This is a genomic window from Nocardia sp. CA-128927 (assembly GCF_050955855.1).
GTDB lineage: Bacteria > Actinomycetota > Actinomycetes > Mycobacteriales > Mycobacteriaceae > Nocardia.
Genome location: NZ_CP192087.1, coordinates 10,438,118 through 10,454,119 on the forward strand (window position 1 = coordinate 10,438,118; position 16,002 = coordinate 10,454,119).

Consider the following 16,002-nt stretch of genomic DNA (forward strand, 5'->3'; position numbering starts at 1 on the left):
CCCTTTCTCCGCACGTCAGGCGGAGGCCGCGAAAGCCCGTCCGTCCAACGCCGGTTCGGCGACCGGCTCGATGGCGTAGGCCAGGATGTCGGCCACGTCGGCGACGGGGCGGACATCCAGTGCGGCAAGCACTTCGGCCGGGACGTCGTCCAGGTCCGGCTCGTTACGGGCCGGGATGAACACCGTCTTCAGGCCGGCCCGCTGGGCGGCGAGCAGCTTCTGCTTGACGCCGCCGATCGGCAGCACCCGCCCGTTCAGCGTGACCTCGCCGGTCATGCCGACATCGGCGCGCACCTGCCTGCCCAGTGCCAGCGACACCAGCGCGGTGACCATGGTGACGCCCGCCGACGGTCCGTCCTTGGGGACCGCGCCAGCCGGGAAGTGCACGTGGATATTGCGATCCAGCACCGACGGTTCGATGCCGATCTCCTCCAGGTGCGAGCGCACGTAGGTCAGTGCGATCTGCGCGGACTCCTTCATCACGTCGCCGAGCTGACCGGTCAGGGTCAGCGAGCGCTCGCCCTCCGCGACGTTGGCCTCGATGTAGAGGACGTCGCCGCCGAGGCCGGTGACCGCCAGTCCGGTCGCCACACCCGGGACCGCGGTGCGTTCCACCGAGTCGGGGGTGAAGCGGGGGCGGCCCAGGTAGTCCTTCAGCTCACCCAGGTCGATGATCAGCGACTTCTGCTCGCCGCCTTCGGATTTCACCAGTGCGTCGTAACCCAGCTCGGCTTCGTAGCCGAGATCAGCTGTCGCCGAACCGAGTCCGTCCTCGGACAGTCGAGTCGCGGCCTTGCGCAACGCCTTCGCGATCAAGCGCTCCATCTGCCGCACCCCGGCTTCCCGGGTGTAGTTGGCGGCGATCTCGCGCAGTGCCGCGTCGGTGATGGTCACCTCGTCGGTGGTCAGCGCGTTGCGTTCCAGCTGCCGCGGCACCAGGAAGTCGCGGGCGATGCCGACCTTGTCGTCCTCGGTGTAGCCGTCGACGGTGATCAGCTCCATCCGGTCCAGCAGCGGGCCGGGGATGGTGTCCATGACATTGGCGGTGGCGATGAACAGCACGTCGGACAGGTCGAGATCCAGATCCAGGTAGTGATCGCGGAACGTGTGGTTCTGCGCCGGATCCAGCACCTCGAGCAGCGCGGCCGCCGGGTCGCCACGGAAGTCCGAGCCGACCTTGTCGATCTCGTCCAGCAGGACAACGGGATTCATCGATCCCGCCTCCTTGATGGCACGCACGATCCGGCCGGGCAGCGCGCCGACGTAGGTGCGCCGGTGACCACGGATCTCGGCCTCGTCACGCACGCCGCCGAGAGCGACGCGCACGAACTTGCGGCCCATGGCCCGAGCCACGGATTCACCCAGCGAGGTCTTGCCGACACCGGGCGGACCGACCAGCGCGAGCACCGCGCCGGACCCACGGCCGCCGACGACCTCGAGCCCACGCGAGGCCCGCCGGGACCGCACGGCCAGGTACTCGACCATCCGGTCCTTGACCTCGTCCAGGCCGTGGTGATCGGCGTCCAGCACCGCGCGAGCGGCCGAGACGTCGGTGCTGTCGGTGGTTTTCACGGTCCACGGCAGCTCGAGCACGGTGTCCAGCCAGGTTCGGATCCAACCGGTTTCCGGGCTCTGATCGCTGGCCCGCTCCAGCCTGCCGACCTCGCGCAGCGCCTCGGCGCGCACGTTGTCGGGCAGGTCGGCCTGTTCGACCCTGGTGCGGTAGTCGTCGGCGCCGTCCGGCTCGTCCTCGCCGAGTTCCTTGCGGATCGCGTTCAGCTGCTGACGCAGCAGGAACTCGCGCTGGCTCTTCTCCAAGCCCTCGCGGACATCGTCACTGATCTTCTCGGTGACCTCGGCTTCGGCGATGTGGTCCTTGGTCCACTCGATCAGCGTGTTCAACCGCTGCGTGACGTCGGGGGTTTCGAGCAGTTCACGCTTCTGGTCGTCGGTCAGGTACGGCGCGTACCCCGCGGTGTCGGCGATCGCGGACGGATCGGTCAGCTGATTGACCGCGTCGATGATCTGCCAGGCCTCGCGGCGCTGCAGCACCGAAACAACCAGCTTCTTGTATTCGGCGGCAAGCTCTTTCGTCCGGCCGTCCGGCGTCGGGATCTCGACCGGCTCGGCCTCGACCCACAGCGCGGCACCCGGCCCGGTCACCCCGTGCCCGATCTTCGCGCGCCGTTCGGCCTTCAGCACGGCCGCCGGTGCGCCGCCGCGCATCCGGCCGACCTGCTCGATGGTGGCGACCACGCCGTAGGAGGCGTAGCCCTCGGTCAGCCGCGGCGCCAGCAGCACCGCGTCGGTCTTGGCCGCGCGCGCGGCATCGATGGCAGCCTGCGCCGATTCGTCCAGTTCGATGGGCACGACCATGCCCGGCAGCACGATCGGATCGGTCAGGAACAGCACCGGCAGGTTCTGTGGTGTAGTCACGTGTTCGACCCTTCCAAAAGTTGAGCGATACCAACTCAACCCCGACCCATCCCCCTTTGTTCCGGATATCTCCCACGTTCGCTGTGGGCGAAGAAGGCGACGTGTCCGCGCGAAACAATCAGTCGTCGTAGTGGCTGCCCACTTGCACGATGACGACCTCGGTATCGGTGACGTAGTAGATCAACCGGTGCTCCTGGCTGATCCGACGCGACCAGTGCCCGGCCAGCTGATATCGCAGCGGCTCAGGCTTGCCGATCCCAGCGAACGGATCAGCAAGCACGGCGTTGATCATCTTGTTCGCCGCCTTCAGCACCGCACGATCCCGCGGCAGCCAGGATGAATAGCTACGCCACCCCTGGGCGGTGAACGTCAACTTCCGATCGGACACGCCATCATGCCTTCCGTCGGCGCGGAGGCACACGACGACGAACCCCGGTTGTGTCGTCCGGCTCATCGATCCACACGAAGTCATTTTCGGCTACATAAGACTGCAACTCATCCACAAAGCGCTTGAAGCGATCCGCGGAGTTGGTTGCTCCGGCGTCGTCGCCATAGATCTTCTCCGCGATTGCCCACAGCACCGCACCCGGCGCAACCGCGTATCGCCGCACGCCCTCGACGAGAAGCTTGTCCGGGACTTCGTCATCGGTTGCGGATTCATTGTGGACCTTGGGCTCGATCGCCCAGACCACGTCGCCGCGCTGGAGCGTGAAAGCGCGAGTCGGTGGCGCTGCCGACGTCTCGTCGTCCGGGTCGATCAGGGCGTGAGCTTCCGTGCGCCCTTCCCGAGCATCCTCGGCGGAGGCCAGCAATTGCGCGCCTCCGTGGGTCTGGAGCACATACAACGTCTCCATGATCGAGCTCCAATCGGACTCGGCCATCAGCACGGCGTTCTCACCGGTCTTGGTAACCACCGTGACCTGGTCGTGGTCGTCGTTGACCTTCTTCACCAGTCCGAACAGGTCCTGACGAACGGTCGAGATCGGTAGCGCTGACATCGGCAATCACCCCTTAGAAGTCGTACAACATATCGTACACCTAGTTCTGTACAACATGTCGTACAACTTAGCCACGGCTGCCGAGGTCAGGAGGTCTTCGGGGCGTAGTGGAGGGCGGTGATGCCGCAGTCGAAGGGGGTGATGGCGACCGTGGTGAGGGGTTGGTAGGCGCCTGGGGCGAAGACGGGGAGGCCTGAGCCGATGGCGGTGGGGTTGACGAAGAGGTGGAGTTCGTCGATGAGTTGGTCGGCGATCAGATTGGCTACGAGGGTGCCGCCGCCGTAGACGATGAGGTCGCCGCCTGGTTGGTTCTTCAGGTCGGTGATGAGCTTGGCGAGGTCGCCGCCTGCGACGGTGGTGTTTTCCAGGGGGAGTCGGTGAGGGTGTTGGAGATGACGATCTTGGGGGTGTTATTCATCCAGTCGATGGTTTCCTGGTCTTCGCCGTCGGCTTCGGTGCGGGTGGCCCAGGTGGGGATGAAGCCTTCGGCGAGGTTGCGGCCGAGGACGATGGTGTCGACCGAGGACATGACGGTGGCGATGTAGGCGCCGACGTCGTTGGTCCAGGGGAAGGTCATCCAGTCCATCTCGCCGTTCGGGCCTGCCATGTAGCTGTCGACGGTGGTCTGGACCTGGAGCTTGAGCTTGCGCATGAGAGGTTCCTTTCGAGGGGGCGGGTTCCGGTTGCGGGCCTGCCGTTCTGGTGTGTCTTTACTGTGCTGGAACCGGTTTACGGATTGTTTACGGTCTGCTGCGGGGCGGCGCGAGGGGAGCCGTGCGGCGGGCGTGTTCCCGTGGAAATGCTGCGGCCTGGCTTATCGTTGAGCCGGCTGCGCCGCTGGTCGGCGGCAGTTTCTCGGTAGAGCGCAGCAGACCCCCGAGGGGAGCATGTGCATGAGTGAGCCGATCCGCACCGGCCACAACTGGAAACCGGCCGGGGTGGTGCTCGCGGTGATCGCGGCGCTGATCGCGGTCCCGTCGGCCCTCGCCGCGCTCGTGCCGACCAGGGAAACGGCGGTCGCACCGGACACGGAGCTCGAGGTGACGGCGCCCGGGGAGGAGCCCGACACGGTCAGCTTCGGCGGCGTCGGCGGCTGGCAGCGCAGGGCGACGGGGGACCAGACAACCGCTGTGCTGGTCGCGCCGGATGGTTCGCGACTCGCGGTCAGCGTGATCGACGGCGTCACGGACTTCGCCGATGCCGCCGACTGGCGACTGAAAGTGCTTGGCGCACAGGGCTTCGACGCGGCTTTCGACGGCGGCGAGGTGAAGACACCGAACGGATTCAGCGGGCGTACCTGTCGCGGCACGGACCGCGCGGGGGTGTGCGCGATCGTCGGCAACGAGAAACTGGCGGTCACCCTGGTGCTCATCGGTGACAACGCCACGTTGCCCGAGCTCACGCCGGTCCTCGAATCCCTAACGGTGCGCCGATGAGGTGGTTCCAGCCGAAATCGGCGCTGTTCTGGGCATATTGCGTTATCTCGTTCCTCGGACTAGTCGGGCTGGTGCTCCAGCTGGCGCCGGTCGCCGCGCTGACCTGGCGGGACATCCTGGTCGGACTGCCGTTCACTCTCGCGACCCTCCTCGTCTTCGGTTGGCTGGTCCTGCATTTGGATCGACTCCGCGCGCGACGGCGGATCCGAACCCCGCTGATCATGGGTTTCCTGTGGGGTGCGCTGGCCGGGCCGGGCATCGCCATGTTCGCCAACGACAACAACATGCGGATAATCCAGAACCTGGCCGGTGACGCGTTCGCGATCGACTGGCAGGCACCGATTTCCGCGGCAATCGTCGAGGAAGCGGTCAAGGGCGTCGGGGTGTTCGCCGTAGCGTGGCTCGCGCGACCGATGTTGAATCGGCCGATCCACGGGCTGCTGCTCGGCGGCTGCACCGGCCTCGGATTCCAAGTCGTCGAGAACATCACCTACTCGGCCAACGCCGGATTGCTTTCGGCACAAGATGATCCGGCGACCGCGGTGCTCGTCGGCACCGTGCGACTGCTCACCGGCATCACCTCGCACTGGATGCTCACCGCCCTGGCGGGCATCGGCATCGTGCTGGCGGTCGCGCGCTCGGACTGGCCAGGCATGCGACGTGCGCAGGTCTTCGTCATGTTCTATTTGCTCGGCGCCGCAATGCATTTCGGCTGGGACGCGCCGAGCCCGGCGAACATCCCGATCGGGTCGATCCTCGCGCGCACCATCCTGTACATCCTGATCTTCGCCATCATCTACACCTGGGTGGTGCGCACCGAACGGCAATGGTTCCGCGCGGTAGTCGGTTGGGCGGTGACGCGGGGAATCGCGCCCGCCGGTGAACTGAGCACCTTGATCTCGCAGCGCAGCCGACGCCGGGCTCGTCGGGCGGATCGAATGAGCGGCGAGCACAACCGCCGCCATCAGGTGCGACGGCAACGCATTCTGCTGGACTGGGTCCAGGAGACCGGTGCCGGATCGGGCATTCGCGTTCCGGCCTGAGGCACTACGTGCGCCTGGTGATCACCACTGGCTTGACCTCGGTGGGGATACTGCCGAACGCGGCCACCGGCACCCCGAACGCGGCCGCCAGGATCTCCCTGGGCAGCGAATTCACCGTGGCCACAATGCCGATGTCGTCGTTGGGTTCCTGCGCGCTGGTGTTGAAGACCACCAGAACCTGCAGAGGCTGTTCGGTGCTCGCGTTGCCGAAGTAGTGGAAGAAGCCCTGCGGCACGAACACCAGATCGCCCTGCTTCGCCTCGAAGGCGTCGTTGCGATAGGTACCGTCCGGGTGGGTGCCGAGAATCGTCCAGTCGGCCTTGCCGGAGATGATGTAGTTGAGCTCCCACGCGGTCGGATGCCAGTGCGGCTCCCGGATGGCGCCGATCTCGAGTTCGACGAAGTAGACCGATGCCTGCTGACCCGCCAGCACCGGAAAGGTGCCCTCGTGCGCGCCGCGCAACGTGCCGCCGTCGTATCGATCCGGCTCGGCCGCGGTGAGCCGGAACAGATGCGCGTCGGTATCGAGCTTGGTATTCGAATCCGCCGCGGGCGTCGCGCTGCCTTGCTCAGCCCTGGCCGATCCGCCGACGGTCGCGGCGAGCGCCCCGCCGATGGCCGCGCCACCGAGGGCGGCGCCGGTCCCGATCACCCGGCGACGACTCAGCCGCGCGTCCTCGTCCTCGGCTAGGTCTTCGGGCACTGGCTTTTCGGACACGCGACCTCCTGCGACGTCGGCGGTCCGCGACCGCGCGAAGGGGATGTCATGCTCACGCCCAGGTCCAGCTCGGGCGCGCTCATGGTAGCCCCGGCGCGCTACCGTGCGCCCGCGTTGACACTCGCTCCGGCGCAATGACAATGTTGGGGCCTTGATACCTCATACCGGCGGTTCCGTCGGTTCGGCCTAGGGAGATCCATCGATGAGTTCACTCGCCGCCGGCGTGTTCATCGATTGGGAAGATCTCACGGGCCAGTCCAAGTTCGTGGTCGATCTGGTGACGTTCCCGATCTTCAGCGCGCTGGCGGGCTGGCTGACCAACTGGACCGGCGTGCTGATGTTGTTCTGGCCGGAGCGTTTTCGCGGTTTCCGGATCCCGGGGCTGTACCTGCTGTACCCGTACTTCCCGCGCCGGGTGCAGGTGCTGCCGACCTTCTCCGGGGACGGGCGCCAGCTCGGCTTCCAGGGATTCATTCCGGCGCGGGCCGAGAAGATGGCCAGCATCTGCGTCGACAAGGCGTTGATGCGGATCGGCAGCCCGCGCGACTTCATCCACGAACTCGACCTGGACGGCATCGCCGACTACGTCGCGGTACTCGCCCGCAAACAGGTGCAGCCGCTGGTCGACGAGCTGATGAACCGGGAGAACCCCGACCTGTGGCGCACCGTGCCGCGCGCCGCCAAGCAGATCATCTACCAGCGGGTGGACCGGGAAATGCCCGCGCTGTCGCGGCGCGCGTTCGAATCACTGGGCGACAACGTCGATCAGCTCATCGACATCAAGAGCTTCGTCATCCGGTACCTGCAGGACAACCCGGGCATCCTCAAGGATCTGACCACCACCATCGCGGCGCCGGAGCTGCGCTTCATGGTCCGGATCGGCCTGCTCGGCGCGCCGTTCGGGCTGCTGCTCGCGCTGTATATGCATGTGCACCACCACATTCCGGTGTTCGGCTGGGTGCCGGGCTGGGTGATCGTGCTGCTCGCGTCGGCGGCGATCGGCGTGATCGTCAATGTCATCGCGGTCAAGATGGTGTTCGAGCCCGGCGACCCGCAGCCCTGGTACAAGTACCTGTGGCAGCAGGCGCTGCTGGCCAAGCGGCAGCCGCAGGCGGCGACCGACCTCGCGCACATCCTGGCCTACCAGGTGCTCACCCTGCCGAACCTGTCGAAGGAACTGCTGGACGGGCCCAACGGCGACAAGACCCGTCAGCTGCTGGAACGGCTCGTCTCCGACGAGATCCACCGCCAGCTCGGCCCGACCACCTCGTTCGTGCGCGCGGCCCTCGGGCGTCGCCAGTTCGACAACCTCAAGGCGGGCGCGGCCGGTGCCGCCGTCGGGCTCGCGCCGAGTCTGGTCGAGGACGAGGAATTCACGCTGGAACAGGCCAAGTCCATCGATGTGTTCGCGGCGCGCAAGCTTCGACAGCTGACGCCGGGGGAGTTCATGGAGATGTTCTATGCCTCGGTCGAGCAGGACGCATGGCTGCTATATCTACATGGCGCAGTGCTCGGGCTGGCCGTCGGCGCGTCACATCTGATCATCTTCGGCTGGTAATCAAGCCTGCTGGGCGGTCGGATCAAATACAAGCACGCGTGCTTGCATCTTTCTGTGGGCACTGCGATGCTGAACCGCGACGGCACACGCGGTGGTGTGCGTTCGACTGATCGGCAAGGGAACATGGCTGACCTGGAAGCGCTGCTCGACGACTTCGCCGAAGAATGCGCGGATCTGGAACGTATCGTCACCCCGCTGGCCGCGGCCGACTGGGCGCTCGCGACCCCCGCGCCCGGCTGGACCATCGCCCATCAGATCGGCCATCTGGCCTGGACCGACGAGGTCGCGACGCTCGCAGCCGCCGATGCCGCGGAATTCCAGCGACTGGTGACCGAGGCCGGGCCCAAAGCGCTGACCTTCGTCGACGAGGCCGCCGAGGAGGCATCGACCGTGCCGCCCGCGGACCTGCTCGACCGGTGGCATCGCGGCCAGAAGGCGCTCACCGACGCGTTGCGCACCGTGCCCGCGGGCAGCAAGCTGCCGTGGTTCGGCCCGCCGATGAGCGCGGCCTCCATGATCACCGCCCGCATCATGGAAACCTGGGCACACGGCCAGGACGTCGCCGACGCCCTCGGCATCACCCGCACCCCCACCGCGCGGCTGCGCACCGTGGCCCACATCGGCGTGCGGACCAGGAACTTCGCCTACACCGTGCACGGAAAGACGCCGCCCGCAGCCGAATTCCGGGTCGAACTCAGCGCACCCGACGGCACCATCTGGTCGTGGGGACCCGAGGACGCGGAACAACGGGTGACCGGCTCGGCCCTCGACTTCTGCCTGCTGGTGACTCAGCGCCGCCATCCCGACGACCTCGTGATCGAGACGATCGGCCAGGACGCGGCAGAATGGCTCACCCTCGCACAGGCTTTCGCGGGACCGACCGGAGCGGGGCGCGCGGCGGGTCAGTTCGCCTGAAACGGCAGCGACGACCGAATGCGAACATCCGGCCGTCGCCGGCACCCGGCCCGATCCAATGATTCGGGAGCTGGCGAGCGCCACCTTGGGTGCGCCGTTCGTGTCGGCCGGACGCCGTTGGCCGGGTGTCTCGATGTGGCAGTCGAGGATGAAGCTCGCCAGCTAGACAGTTATTTACCCGCCCTTGAGGTGCCGGAAACATAAACGACCCCGCGGATTGGGCGACGCTTCGCCGACCGACCCGCTGCGGATTGTGATCCTGCTCTCCCCGGTGCGATACCCCGCACGGCCGCGCCGTAACCTGGACAACCGTACGGCTTTCAACGATGCGGGCCGCGCTGCCAGGGAGCAGGGAAGGAACGCATCGTGACCAGAAACAAGCATGTCCAGATCGCTCGGCACGCCGCGATCGTCCTCGCGGGTGCCGCCAGCCTCAGCCTCACCGTGGTCGCGGGCTCGTACATCGTGCACCAGATGGCCGAGCTCAACCGGCCCGCCGACCACGCCGCACCGCCCGCGCAAGCCGTCGAGGACTCGACGGGCGATGCCGGATGGGCGGACACCGTGCTGACCGGCGGCCACTTCGAGTTGCCCGCGGTATTCGCCCGGCATCCGCACGATGTTGTCGTGCCGACCCCGAAAGCGGCGGACTCACACCCCGATTCGGCGTTCATACCGCACCCGAGCACCGTCGGCGCGAAGCTGCGGCTCGGCGATGCCTACGTCGACGCGCAGGTGGGCACCGTACGCACCGATACGATCGCGATCACCGTGGGCACCAACGCCTTGACCGTGTTGACCGGCCACCAGCCCGACGACCGCGCGACCGCTGCGGGCGTCACCCAGTTGCGCACCGAATTCGACACGCGCAGTGGGGAAGTGGTGCTGATGCTGACCGACCCGACCCTCGGCGACCACGATCTGCGGCTCAGCCGGAACCCGGCGCCGAACCCGAAACCCGCGCCGGACAAGAGCGTGTCGACCACGGCGCCCGAAACGACCGCGACGGATCCGGCGACCGCGCCCGGTGCGAGCACGCATCGCGGCGCGGAACCGACCGTGACGGTTTAACCCTCGGCCTACTGTTCTCGGTATGCCGAACAGTACGTACGACTTCTGTGTGATCGGCGGTGGCATCGTCGGGGTGGCGACGGCGCATCGGATACTGGACCGCCACCCCGGCGCGACCCTCGTGCTGCTGGAGAAGGCCGCGGCGCTGGCCACCCACCAGACCGGGCACAACAGCGGCGTCATCCATTCGGGCATCTACTATCCGCCGGACAGCCTGAAGGCCCGGCTGTGCCGACGCGGGGCCAACTGGACCAAGAAATTCGCTGCGGCGCACGGGATTCCGTTCGAGGTGTGCGGCAAGCTGCTGGTCGCCACCGACGCGCCCGAGCAGCGCAGGATGCTGGCATTACACGAGCGTTCGGTCACCAACGGTGTCGCCGTCGAACTGCTCGACGCCGCCGAACTCCGTCGGCGCGAACCGAAAGTGAACGGTGTCGGCGCATTGTTCGTGCCGGACACCGGCATCGTCGACTACACCGCGATCACCACCGCACTGGCCGAGGAGGTCAGGTCGGCGGGCGGGCAACTGGTATTCGGCGCCGAGATCACCTCGATCGCCGAGACCGACGCCACGGTCACCGCGGCCGGTCCAACGGGATCGTGGACGGCCCGCACTCTGGTGGTGTGCGCGGGGCTACAGGCGGATCGACTGGCTCGAATGGCTGGTCTGCGCAACGATTTCCGAATCGTCCCGTTCCGCGGCGAGTACTACCAATTGCCGCCGGAGCGCGCCGGGCTGGTGCGCACGCTGATCTATCCGATCCCCGATCCCACGCTGCCGTTCCTCGGCGTGCACCTGAGTCCGACCATCGATGGCGCACTCACCGTCGGCCCGAACGCGGTACTCGGGCTGGCCAGGGAGGGATATCGCAAGGGCAGTTTCGACGCCAAGGACGCGCGCGCGGTGCTCGGTTTCCCCGGCGTACACCGGGTGGCCGCCGCGAACGTGCGGACCGGACTGCGGGAACTGCGCAATTCGCTGTTCAAGCGCGGCTATCTGGCCGAATGCCGACGGTACTGTCCCGAGCTGACCCTCGCCGATCTGCGGCCACGCGAGGCGGGCATCCGCGCGCAGGCGGTAATGCGCGACGGAACCCTGGTGCACGACTTCATGATCGAACGCACCCCGCGGTCCGTGCATGTCCTCAACGCACCGTCTCCCGCGGCCACCTCCGCCATGCCGATCGCGGAGCACATCGTCGATCAACTGTGAGTCGACAATGCACGCCAGGACAAGACCGACCGGTCTAATACAGCTACTGACCGGCGACGAGCAACCAAGCAACCGCCCGGTAGCAATGTGGAAAACCGGCAGACCAAATACCGCGCAACCCCTCCAATAAAGAGGAGAGCTGTAGTACTTTTAACGCCAGTCGTGGAACAGGGAGGGCCTATGGGCCACATCAAGTACGCGAGTGACGTCGGGGCACCGGTCGAGGTGGCCTTTACTTATACGGACAACCATCTGTTCGTACCGGATTGGATGTTCGCGGTCGCCGATTTCGAGCCGACCGGCGAACTCGACGCCGGCCTCGGCGCGATCTTCACGACCACCGCTCGCCTGGTGTTCTGGCGGCCGACGATGACATGCGAGGTTACCGAATATCGTCGCAACGTGGTGATCGGGTATACGCTGCGTGGGCGTTTGTCCGGGACCCTGACGCTGCGCTTCGATCCGCTCGGATACGGGCGGTCGGTGCTGACGTCCGAGGCGGAGTACAGCCCCCCGCATGGCTTGCTGGGGCGCCTCTGTGTCGGTCTGGTGGATTCCGCCGTGAAATCGGCGCTCCGCCGCACCGAGTCCCAATTGCGAAGGGAGATAGAAGAATTCCACGGTACCGATCTTGTCGGTCGGATTGCGTAGGGTGCCAGCCATGATCATCGTGAGCACCGACGGATCCTGCCTCCGCAACCCCGGCGGCGCCATCGGCTGGGCTTGGGTCAATCATCAGGGCTCCTCATCGAGCGGTGGCGGCCCGTCCGGCACCAACCAGGTCGCGGAGCTACGCGCGGTACTGGAGGCGATTCTCGGCCATCCCGGCGCCGAACCCCTCCTGATCGAAAGCGATTCGCTCTACGCGATCAAGTGCGCATCGGAATGGATTTCCAGCTGGCGGGTCAACGGCTGGCGCACCTCCACCGGTGGCGCGGTCAAGAACGTGGAACTCATCCGGCAGATCGACAAAGCGATCGCCAGCAGGCCCGGCCCCGTCCGGTTCCGTTGGGTCCGTGGACATGTCGGCAACTACTTCAACGAGCAGGCCGACGCGCTTGCCGGTGAGGCGGCTCGGAAGGCTGCCGCGACAGCGGCCGTCGCCGAGGCGAACACCGCGGAAATCCCCGCGGTGACTGTGGAAGAAACGCCGGCGGCGCCGGAAGCGCCGATCGACCAGGCCGCGGGGAAGGTGGCCGCGCCGTCGGCGCCGCAGACTCTGACACTGTTCTGATCCGTCGGAGACAAGAAGACTGACTGCCTGAATGACCTCCGGCGGTGGTGGCTCGGCCCACCGCCGGAGGCACTCGTTGCTAGTTGCCCGGCTGCGGGGCAGGCGCGGGCTGCCCACCCGGAGCGGGCGTTCCGCCCGGCGCGGGCGCACCCGGGGCAGGAGCACCGGGCAGGCCGGTACCCGCACCCTTGAGCATCGGCGAATCGAGCTTCTCGACCAGCCACTTGTCGCCGGACTTCGTCAACTGCGCGATCACCACGACGAACTGCCGCTCCGGCGTCGTCTGGGTGAAGTTGGTCCGGTACTGGGTAAGCGTGACGAGCACCTTCGCCTCGGTCTTGTCACCGGACTGGTAACCACACTGCACGTCGTCGACCCAGGACTTCACCTGCGCCTGCACCATGGCGTCCTTGAGCGCCTTGGTCGCGTCGTCGAACTCCTTGAGGAATTCGCCGCTCGCACCGGACTTCACCTTGGTGAAGTAGTCGTCGAGGTTCTTCGTGTAGTCGTAGACCGACACGTCCTTGCCGAAGGTGCAGGCGGCCTGCGTGGAATCCCGGATCGCGTCGAGCTTTTCGCCGCGGTCCTTGCCCTGCAGGAAGAACACGACCACCGCGGTGATCGCCGCCACCGCGAGCACGCCGGCCACGAACGCGGCGATCAGCGGAACCGAGGCGGACCGGCCCGGGGCAGCCGGACTGCCCGCGTCCTTACCGAGATCGGTCTTCGGCGCTACCTTGTCGACCTTGTCGGCCGCTACCTTGTCTGCCTTCGCCGGCTCGGCATCGGCCTTCGACAGTTCCGGCTTCGCCGCGGTGGCGTCCTCGGCCTTGTCGGCCGCGCCACCCTCGGTCACCGAGGCGTCCTCAGTGGTCTCTTTGTTGGTGTCGGCGTCGTCGGTGGACATCGATACAAACCTGCACTTTCCCGGCGCGCGGGCGCACCGATCGACTGACGGGCCCGCATCTCGGGCGAACCGTACGCGTTCTCTCGGCGAGTATGCCCGGACCCACGGTTTCGCCGCGGGGCGGTATCCAACTGCGGCGTTCACGGGCCCTCCGTGGTGACACTGCGCTGCCTCCTCCGGGCCTGATGCTCACGCCGCTGGGGCAACTCACCGCACCGGGGGCAGGGTCCGCTCGTTCGGATCCACACCGGGTGGCATCTGCGCGCCGTTGTTCGGCACATCGGGTCGCGGCGCGTTCGCCGCACCACGGATTTCCAGGCCAGGAGGCGTGTTCTCGCAGTAGTTCCACTTGGGAATCGTGCCGTCCTGGACGACTTCGTTGCGGATCATCGGCGTGTTGTAGGTGCAGTACGGCCGCGGCCAGATGTCGATGATCGCGTGGAATTCGCCTTCGTGCGCGGGCACGCCCAGCGCGGACGCGCCGAGCGCGAGCGACGGGAACAGCGCGCGCAACGCGGGCAGGCGCAGCTGCGCGGCCTTCGTCATGGCCGCGAAGTTGGTCGCCAGGCTGGTGATCGGATCGCTGGTCTTGTCGAGCACCGCGCCCAGGCTGCTCAGCTGTCCCGGCGCCTGCTCGAGAATGCCCTGCAGCTCGGCGTTGGCGTTGTTGAACTGGGTGAACAGCGCGCCGGAATTGCGGGTGAGGGTGCCGAGGTCGGGCTGGGCGTTGGAGGTGGTGTTGGCGATGGTGCGCAGGTTGGCGATCAGGTTCGTGGTCTGCGGCAGCAGACTGTCGAAGCCGGCCATGGCCAGGCTGATGCCGTTCACCATGCCGCGCAACTGATCCGGGCCACCGCTGAGCGCGGTGTCCAGCTCGCGCAGGATGACGCCGAACTTGTCCGGATCGACCTGCGCGATCAACGCGCTGGAGTTGTCCAGCACCGACCAGATCGGGGTCGGTGTCTTGATCTTCGCCGCGTCGTATTTGATCACCGCGCCGTCGCCGAGGAACGGCGCCTGATCGCTGCCCGGCCGGAAGTCGATGTACTGCTCGCCGGCACCGGAGAGGGCCTGCACCGAGATCGCGGTGTCCACCGGGATCTTGTACTTGCTCTCGATCTCCGCCGCCGCGGCGATGGCCTGCCCGCGATCGGTCAGCTTGATCGAGGTCACCTTGCCGACCCGGTAGCCGCGCAGGGTCACATCGTTGCCGGGCTGCAGACCGCCCGAGCGGTCCAGGTTCACCGTGACGGTGTAACTGGACTTCAACGGGTTGACCCGCATGATGCTGATCATCAGGTAGGTGGCGCCGATCAGGAACACCAGCACCAGGCCGATGCTCGACAGCACCAGCTTGTGCTGCATCAGTTTCGCCATCATCGGTGGCCCCCCTGCACTCGGTTCTGCACGATCTGCAGCACCTGGATCAGGCTGCCCGCGAAATCCTGTAGGTCGCGCAGATCCTGGAATCCGCCGTGCTGCGGATCGGTCAGCGCGCTGAGGTCGAGATTGGTCGCGGTGGCGTAGACGGCGAAGCTGCCGCCGCGGAAGGTGTTGTCCACCTTGGGGCGTATCTCCCGGAACCGATCGAGCAGGATGCCCAGGTTGTCTCCGGTGTTGGCCAGCGCGTCCATCAGCTGGTGGGTGTTGTCGAGCAGGCTGCCCAACTGCTGACCGGAGGTATCGGAGTAGTCACCGAGCGCGGCACTGGTGGTCGACAACTTCGTCAGCAGATCGCCGATAGCCCTGTTGTTCTCGGCGATCGCGCCGATCATCTGCGGCAACGTGTCGGCCACCTGACCGAGCTCACCACGGCGGGCCTCGATGGTGTTGGCCAGCGCGCCGAATTCGTTGAGCACACCGTCGACCTTGGCGGAGTTGTCGTTCAAACTGCCGACCACCCCGGTCATTTCGGTGATCAGATGCGACAACTGACCGCCGCGCCCGCCGACGATCGAATCCAGCTCCGAGGTCAGCTTGCTCAGGCTCGCGACGCCACCACCGTTGAACAGCATGGAGATCGAGATCAGCAACTGCTCGACAGTCGCACCCGCCGAAGTCTTGTCCAGACCGAGGGTGTCGCCGTTGCGCAGTACCTGCGTGCCCGGTTCGGTCTTCGGCTTGGACACCGCGACGAACACGTCACCGAGTGGCGTGGCCTGGCGCAGTTCGGCGGTGCTGTCCTTGGGCAGCTCGATGTCCTTGCTGATCGTCAGGTCGACGACCGCCTGGAAGTTCTTGGTCTTGATGTTGGAGACCACCCCGACATCCGAGCCACCGATCTTCACCTTCGCCTGGTCCGGCAAGTTCAGCGCGTTCTCGAATACCGCATGCACGGTATAGGTTTCGCCGGAAACACCGGGCTTGGGCAACGGCAGCTTCTCCACCGTGAGACCACAGCCCGAGGTGATGCCGACACCCGCAACCGCCGCGACCGCGATCAGCGCGCGGCGTGCCTTGATCGTCATTCGGT

At 66.6% G+C, this 16,002-nt stretch carries 17 protein-coding genes; 8 read left to right on the forward strand and 9 right to left on the reverse strand.

Annotated features, from left to right (window positions below; all coding sequences use genetic code 11):
- Window positions 1–15: 15 nt before the first annotated feature.
- The 5 genes from lon to ACQPW1_RS48475 form a co-directional block, all read right to left on the reverse strand.
- Window positions 16–2,376: an endopeptidase La gene (lon, locus tag ACQPW1_RS48455; RefSeq protein WP_433665566.1), complete on the reverse strand. Its 2,361-nt coding sequence runs from the start codon at window positions 2,374–2,376 to the stop codon at window positions 16–18.
- A gap of 178 nt (window positions 2,377–2,554) precedes the next feature.
- Window positions 2,555–2,824 carry a Txe/YoeB family addiction module toxin gene (locus tag ACQPW1_RS48460; protein ID WP_433660658.1) on the reverse strand — a complete coding sequence of 90 codons (270 nt, stop codon included), beginning with the start codon at window positions 2,822–2,824 and terminating at the stop codon, window positions 2,555–2,557.
- 4 nt (window positions 2,825–2,828) lie between these two features.
- A complete protein-coding gene (locus ACQPW1_RS48465; protein WP_433660659.1) occupies window positions 2,829–3,434 on the reverse strand; it encodes a type II toxin-antitoxin system Phd/YefM family antitoxin in 606 nt (201 codons plus the stop codon).
- An 86-nt stretch (window positions 3,435–3,520) separates the two neighbouring features.
- Window positions 3,521–3,802 carry a dihydrofolate reductase family protein gene (locus tag ACQPW1_RS48470; protein WP_433665567.1) on the reverse strand — a complete coding sequence of 94 codons (282 nt, stop codon included), beginning with the start codon at window positions 3,800–3,802 and terminating at the stop codon, window positions 3,521–3,523.
- Window positions 3,748–4,086 (reverse strand): dihydrofolate reductase family protein, encoded by a 339-nt coding sequence (locus tag ACQPW1_RS48475; protein ID WP_433660660.1) that lies wholly within the window; start codon window positions 4,084–4,086, stop codon window positions 3,748–3,750. Before ACQPW1_RS48475 ends, ACQPW1_RS48470 begins: the two co-directional genes overlap by 55 nt.
- Window positions 4,087–4,327: 241 nt before the next feature.
- On the opposite strand from ACQPW1_RS48475, the gene ACQPW1_RS48480 reads away from it, so the two are divergent.
- Window positions 4,328–4,870 carry a hypothetical protein gene (locus tag ACQPW1_RS48480; RefSeq protein ID WP_433660661.1) on the forward strand — a complete coding sequence of 181 codons (543 nt, stop codon included), beginning with the start codon at window positions 4,328–4,330 and terminating at the stop codon, window positions 4,868–4,870.
- Entirely contained in the window at window positions 4,867–5,913 is a 1,047-nt protein-coding gene (locus ACQPW1_RS48485) for a PrsW family intramembrane metalloprotease (RefSeq protein WP_433660662.1), read from the forward strand. The genes ACQPW1_RS48480 and ACQPW1_RS48485 overlap by 4 nt, the downstream gene beginning before the upstream one ends.
- A 4-nt stretch (window positions 5,914–5,917) precedes the next feature.
- Here the strand turns inward: ACQPW1_RS48485 and ACQPW1_RS48490 are convergent, their stop codons facing one another.
- The gene (locus ACQPW1_RS48490; RefSeq protein WP_433660663.1) at window positions 5,918–6,631 is read right to left on the reverse strand and encodes a cupin domain-containing protein; all 714 of its coding nucleotides are present in this window, start codon (window positions 6,629–6,631) and stop codon (window positions 5,918–5,920) included.
- 202 nt (window positions 6,632–6,833) lie between these two features.
- On the opposite strand from ACQPW1_RS48490, the gene ACQPW1_RS48495 reads away from it, so the two are divergent.
- The 6 genes from ACQPW1_RS48495 (at window position 6,834) to ACQPW1_RS48520 (ending at window position 12,622) form a co-directional block, all read left to right on the forward strand.
- Window positions 6,834–8,189 (forward strand): hypothetical protein, encoded by a 1,356-nt coding sequence (locus ACQPW1_RS48495; protein WP_433660664.1) that lies wholly within the window; start codon window positions 6,834–6,836, stop codon window positions 8,187–8,189.
- A 123-nt stretch (window positions 8,190–8,312) separates the two neighbouring features.
- Window positions 8,313–9,104 carry a TIGR03084 family metal-binding protein gene (locus ACQPW1_RS48500; RefSeq protein WP_433660665.1) on the forward strand — a complete coding sequence of 264 codons (792 nt, stop codon included), beginning with the start codon at window positions 8,313–8,315 and terminating at the stop codon, window positions 9,102–9,104.
- A 366-nt stretch (window positions 9,105–9,470) separates the two neighbouring features.
- Window positions 9,471–10,175, forward strand: a complete 705-nt coding sequence (locus ACQPW1_RS48505; RefSeq protein ID WP_433660666.1) for a hypothetical protein — start codon at window positions 9,471–9,473, stop codon at window positions 10,173–10,175.
- Window positions 10,176–10,197: 22 nt separating this feature from the next.
- A complete protein-coding gene (gene lhgO, locus ACQPW1_RS48510) occupies window positions 10,198–11,388 on the forward strand; it encodes an L-2-hydroxyglutarate oxidase (RefSeq protein WP_433660667.1) in 1,191 nt (396 codons plus the stop codon).
- 180 nt (window positions 11,389–11,568) lie between these two features.
- Window positions 11,569–12,039 carry an SRPBCC family protein gene (locus ACQPW1_RS48515; protein WP_433660668.1) on the forward strand — a complete coding sequence of 157 codons (471 nt, stop codon included), beginning with the start codon at window positions 11,569–11,571 and terminating at the stop codon, window positions 12,037–12,039.
- Window positions 12,040–12,049: 10 nt separating this feature from the next.
- Window positions 12,050–12,622, forward strand: coding sequence for a ribonuclease H family protein (locus ACQPW1_RS48520; RefSeq protein ID WP_433660669.1), 573 nt, complete (start codon window positions 12,050–12,052; stop codon window positions 12,620–12,622).
- 79 nt (window positions 12,623–12,701) lie between these two features.
- Here the strand turns inward: ACQPW1_RS48520 and ACQPW1_RS48525 are convergent, their stop codons facing one another.
- The 3 genes from ACQPW1_RS48525 to ACQPW1_RS48535 form a co-directional block, all read right to left on the reverse strand.
- Window positions 12,702–13,529, reverse strand: coding sequence for a hypothetical protein (locus ACQPW1_RS48525; protein ID WP_433660670.1), 828 nt, complete (start codon window positions 13,527–13,529; stop codon window positions 12,702–12,704).
- Window positions 13,530–13,736: 207 nt separating this feature from the next.
- Window positions 13,737–14,909: an MlaD family protein gene (locus tag ACQPW1_RS48530; RefSeq protein ID WP_433660671.1), complete on the reverse strand. Its 1,173-nt coding sequence runs from the start codon at window positions 14,907–14,909 to the stop codon at window positions 13,737–13,739.
- The gene (locus ACQPW1_RS48535; protein ID WP_433660672.1) at window positions 14,906–15,997 is read right to left on the reverse strand and encodes an MCE family protein; all 1,092 of its coding nucleotides are present in this window, start codon (window positions 15,995–15,997) and stop codon (window positions 14,906–14,908) included. Before ACQPW1_RS48535 ends, ACQPW1_RS48530 begins: the two co-directional genes overlap by 4 nt.
- Window positions 15,998–16,002: the final 5 nt, after the last annotated feature.

What these genes read in the sequence shown, in the direction of transcription:
- lon (WP_433665566.1), bottom strand. Translation starts at nt 2,376, where the DNA reads ATGGTCGTGCCCATCGAACTGGACGAATCGGCGCAGGCTGCCATCGAT.
- ACQPW1_RS48465 (WP_433660659.1), bottom strand. Translation starts at nt 3,434, where the DNA reads ATGTCAGCGCTACCGATCTCGACCGTTCGTCAGGACCTGTTCGGACTG.
- ACQPW1_RS48475 (WP_433660660.1), bottom strand. Translation starts at nt 4,086, where the DNA reads ATGCGCAAGCTCAAGCTCCAGGTCCAGACCACCGTCGACAGCTACATG.
- ACQPW1_RS48480 (WP_433660661.1), top strand. Translation starts at nt 4,328, where the DNA reads ATGAGTGAGCCGATCCGCACCGGCCACAACTGGAAACCGGCCGGGGTG.
- ACQPW1_RS48485 (WP_433660662.1), top strand. Translation starts at nt 4,867, where the DNA reads ATGAGGTGGTTCCAGCCGAAATCGGCGCTGTTCTGGGCATATTGCGTT.
- ACQPW1_RS48495 (WP_433660664.1), top strand. Translation starts at nt 6,834, where the DNA reads ATGAGTTCACTCGCCGCCGGCGTGTTCATCGATTGGGAAGATCTCACG.
- ACQPW1_RS48500 (WP_433660665.1), top strand. Translation starts at nt 8,313, where the DNA reads ATGGCTGACCTGGAAGCGCTGCTCGACGACTTCGCCGAAGAATGCGCG.
- lhgO (WP_433660667.1), top strand. Translation starts at nt 10,198, where the DNA reads ATGCCGAACAGTACGTACGACTTCTGTGTGATCGGCGGTGGCATCGTC.
- ACQPW1_RS48515 (WP_433660668.1), top strand. Translation starts at nt 11,569, where the DNA reads ATGGGCCACATCAAGTACGCGAGTGACGTCGGGGCACCGGTCGAGGTG.
- ACQPW1_RS48520 (WP_433660669.1), top strand. Translation starts at nt 12,050, where the DNA reads ATGATCATCGTGAGCACCGACGGATCCTGCCTCCGCAACCCCGGCGGC.
- ACQPW1_RS48525 (WP_433660670.1), bottom strand. Translation starts at nt 13,529, where the DNA reads ATGTCCACCGACGACGCCGACACCAACAAAGAGACCACTGAGGACGCC.
- ACQPW1_RS48530 (WP_433660671.1), bottom strand. Translation starts at nt 14,909, where the DNA reads ATGATGGCGAAACTGATGCAGCACAAGCTGGTGCTGTCGAGCATCGGC.
- ACQPW1_RS48535 (WP_433660672.1), bottom strand. Translation starts at nt 15,997, where the DNA reads ATGACGATCAAGGCACGCCGCGCGCTGATCGCGGTCGCGGCGGTTGCG.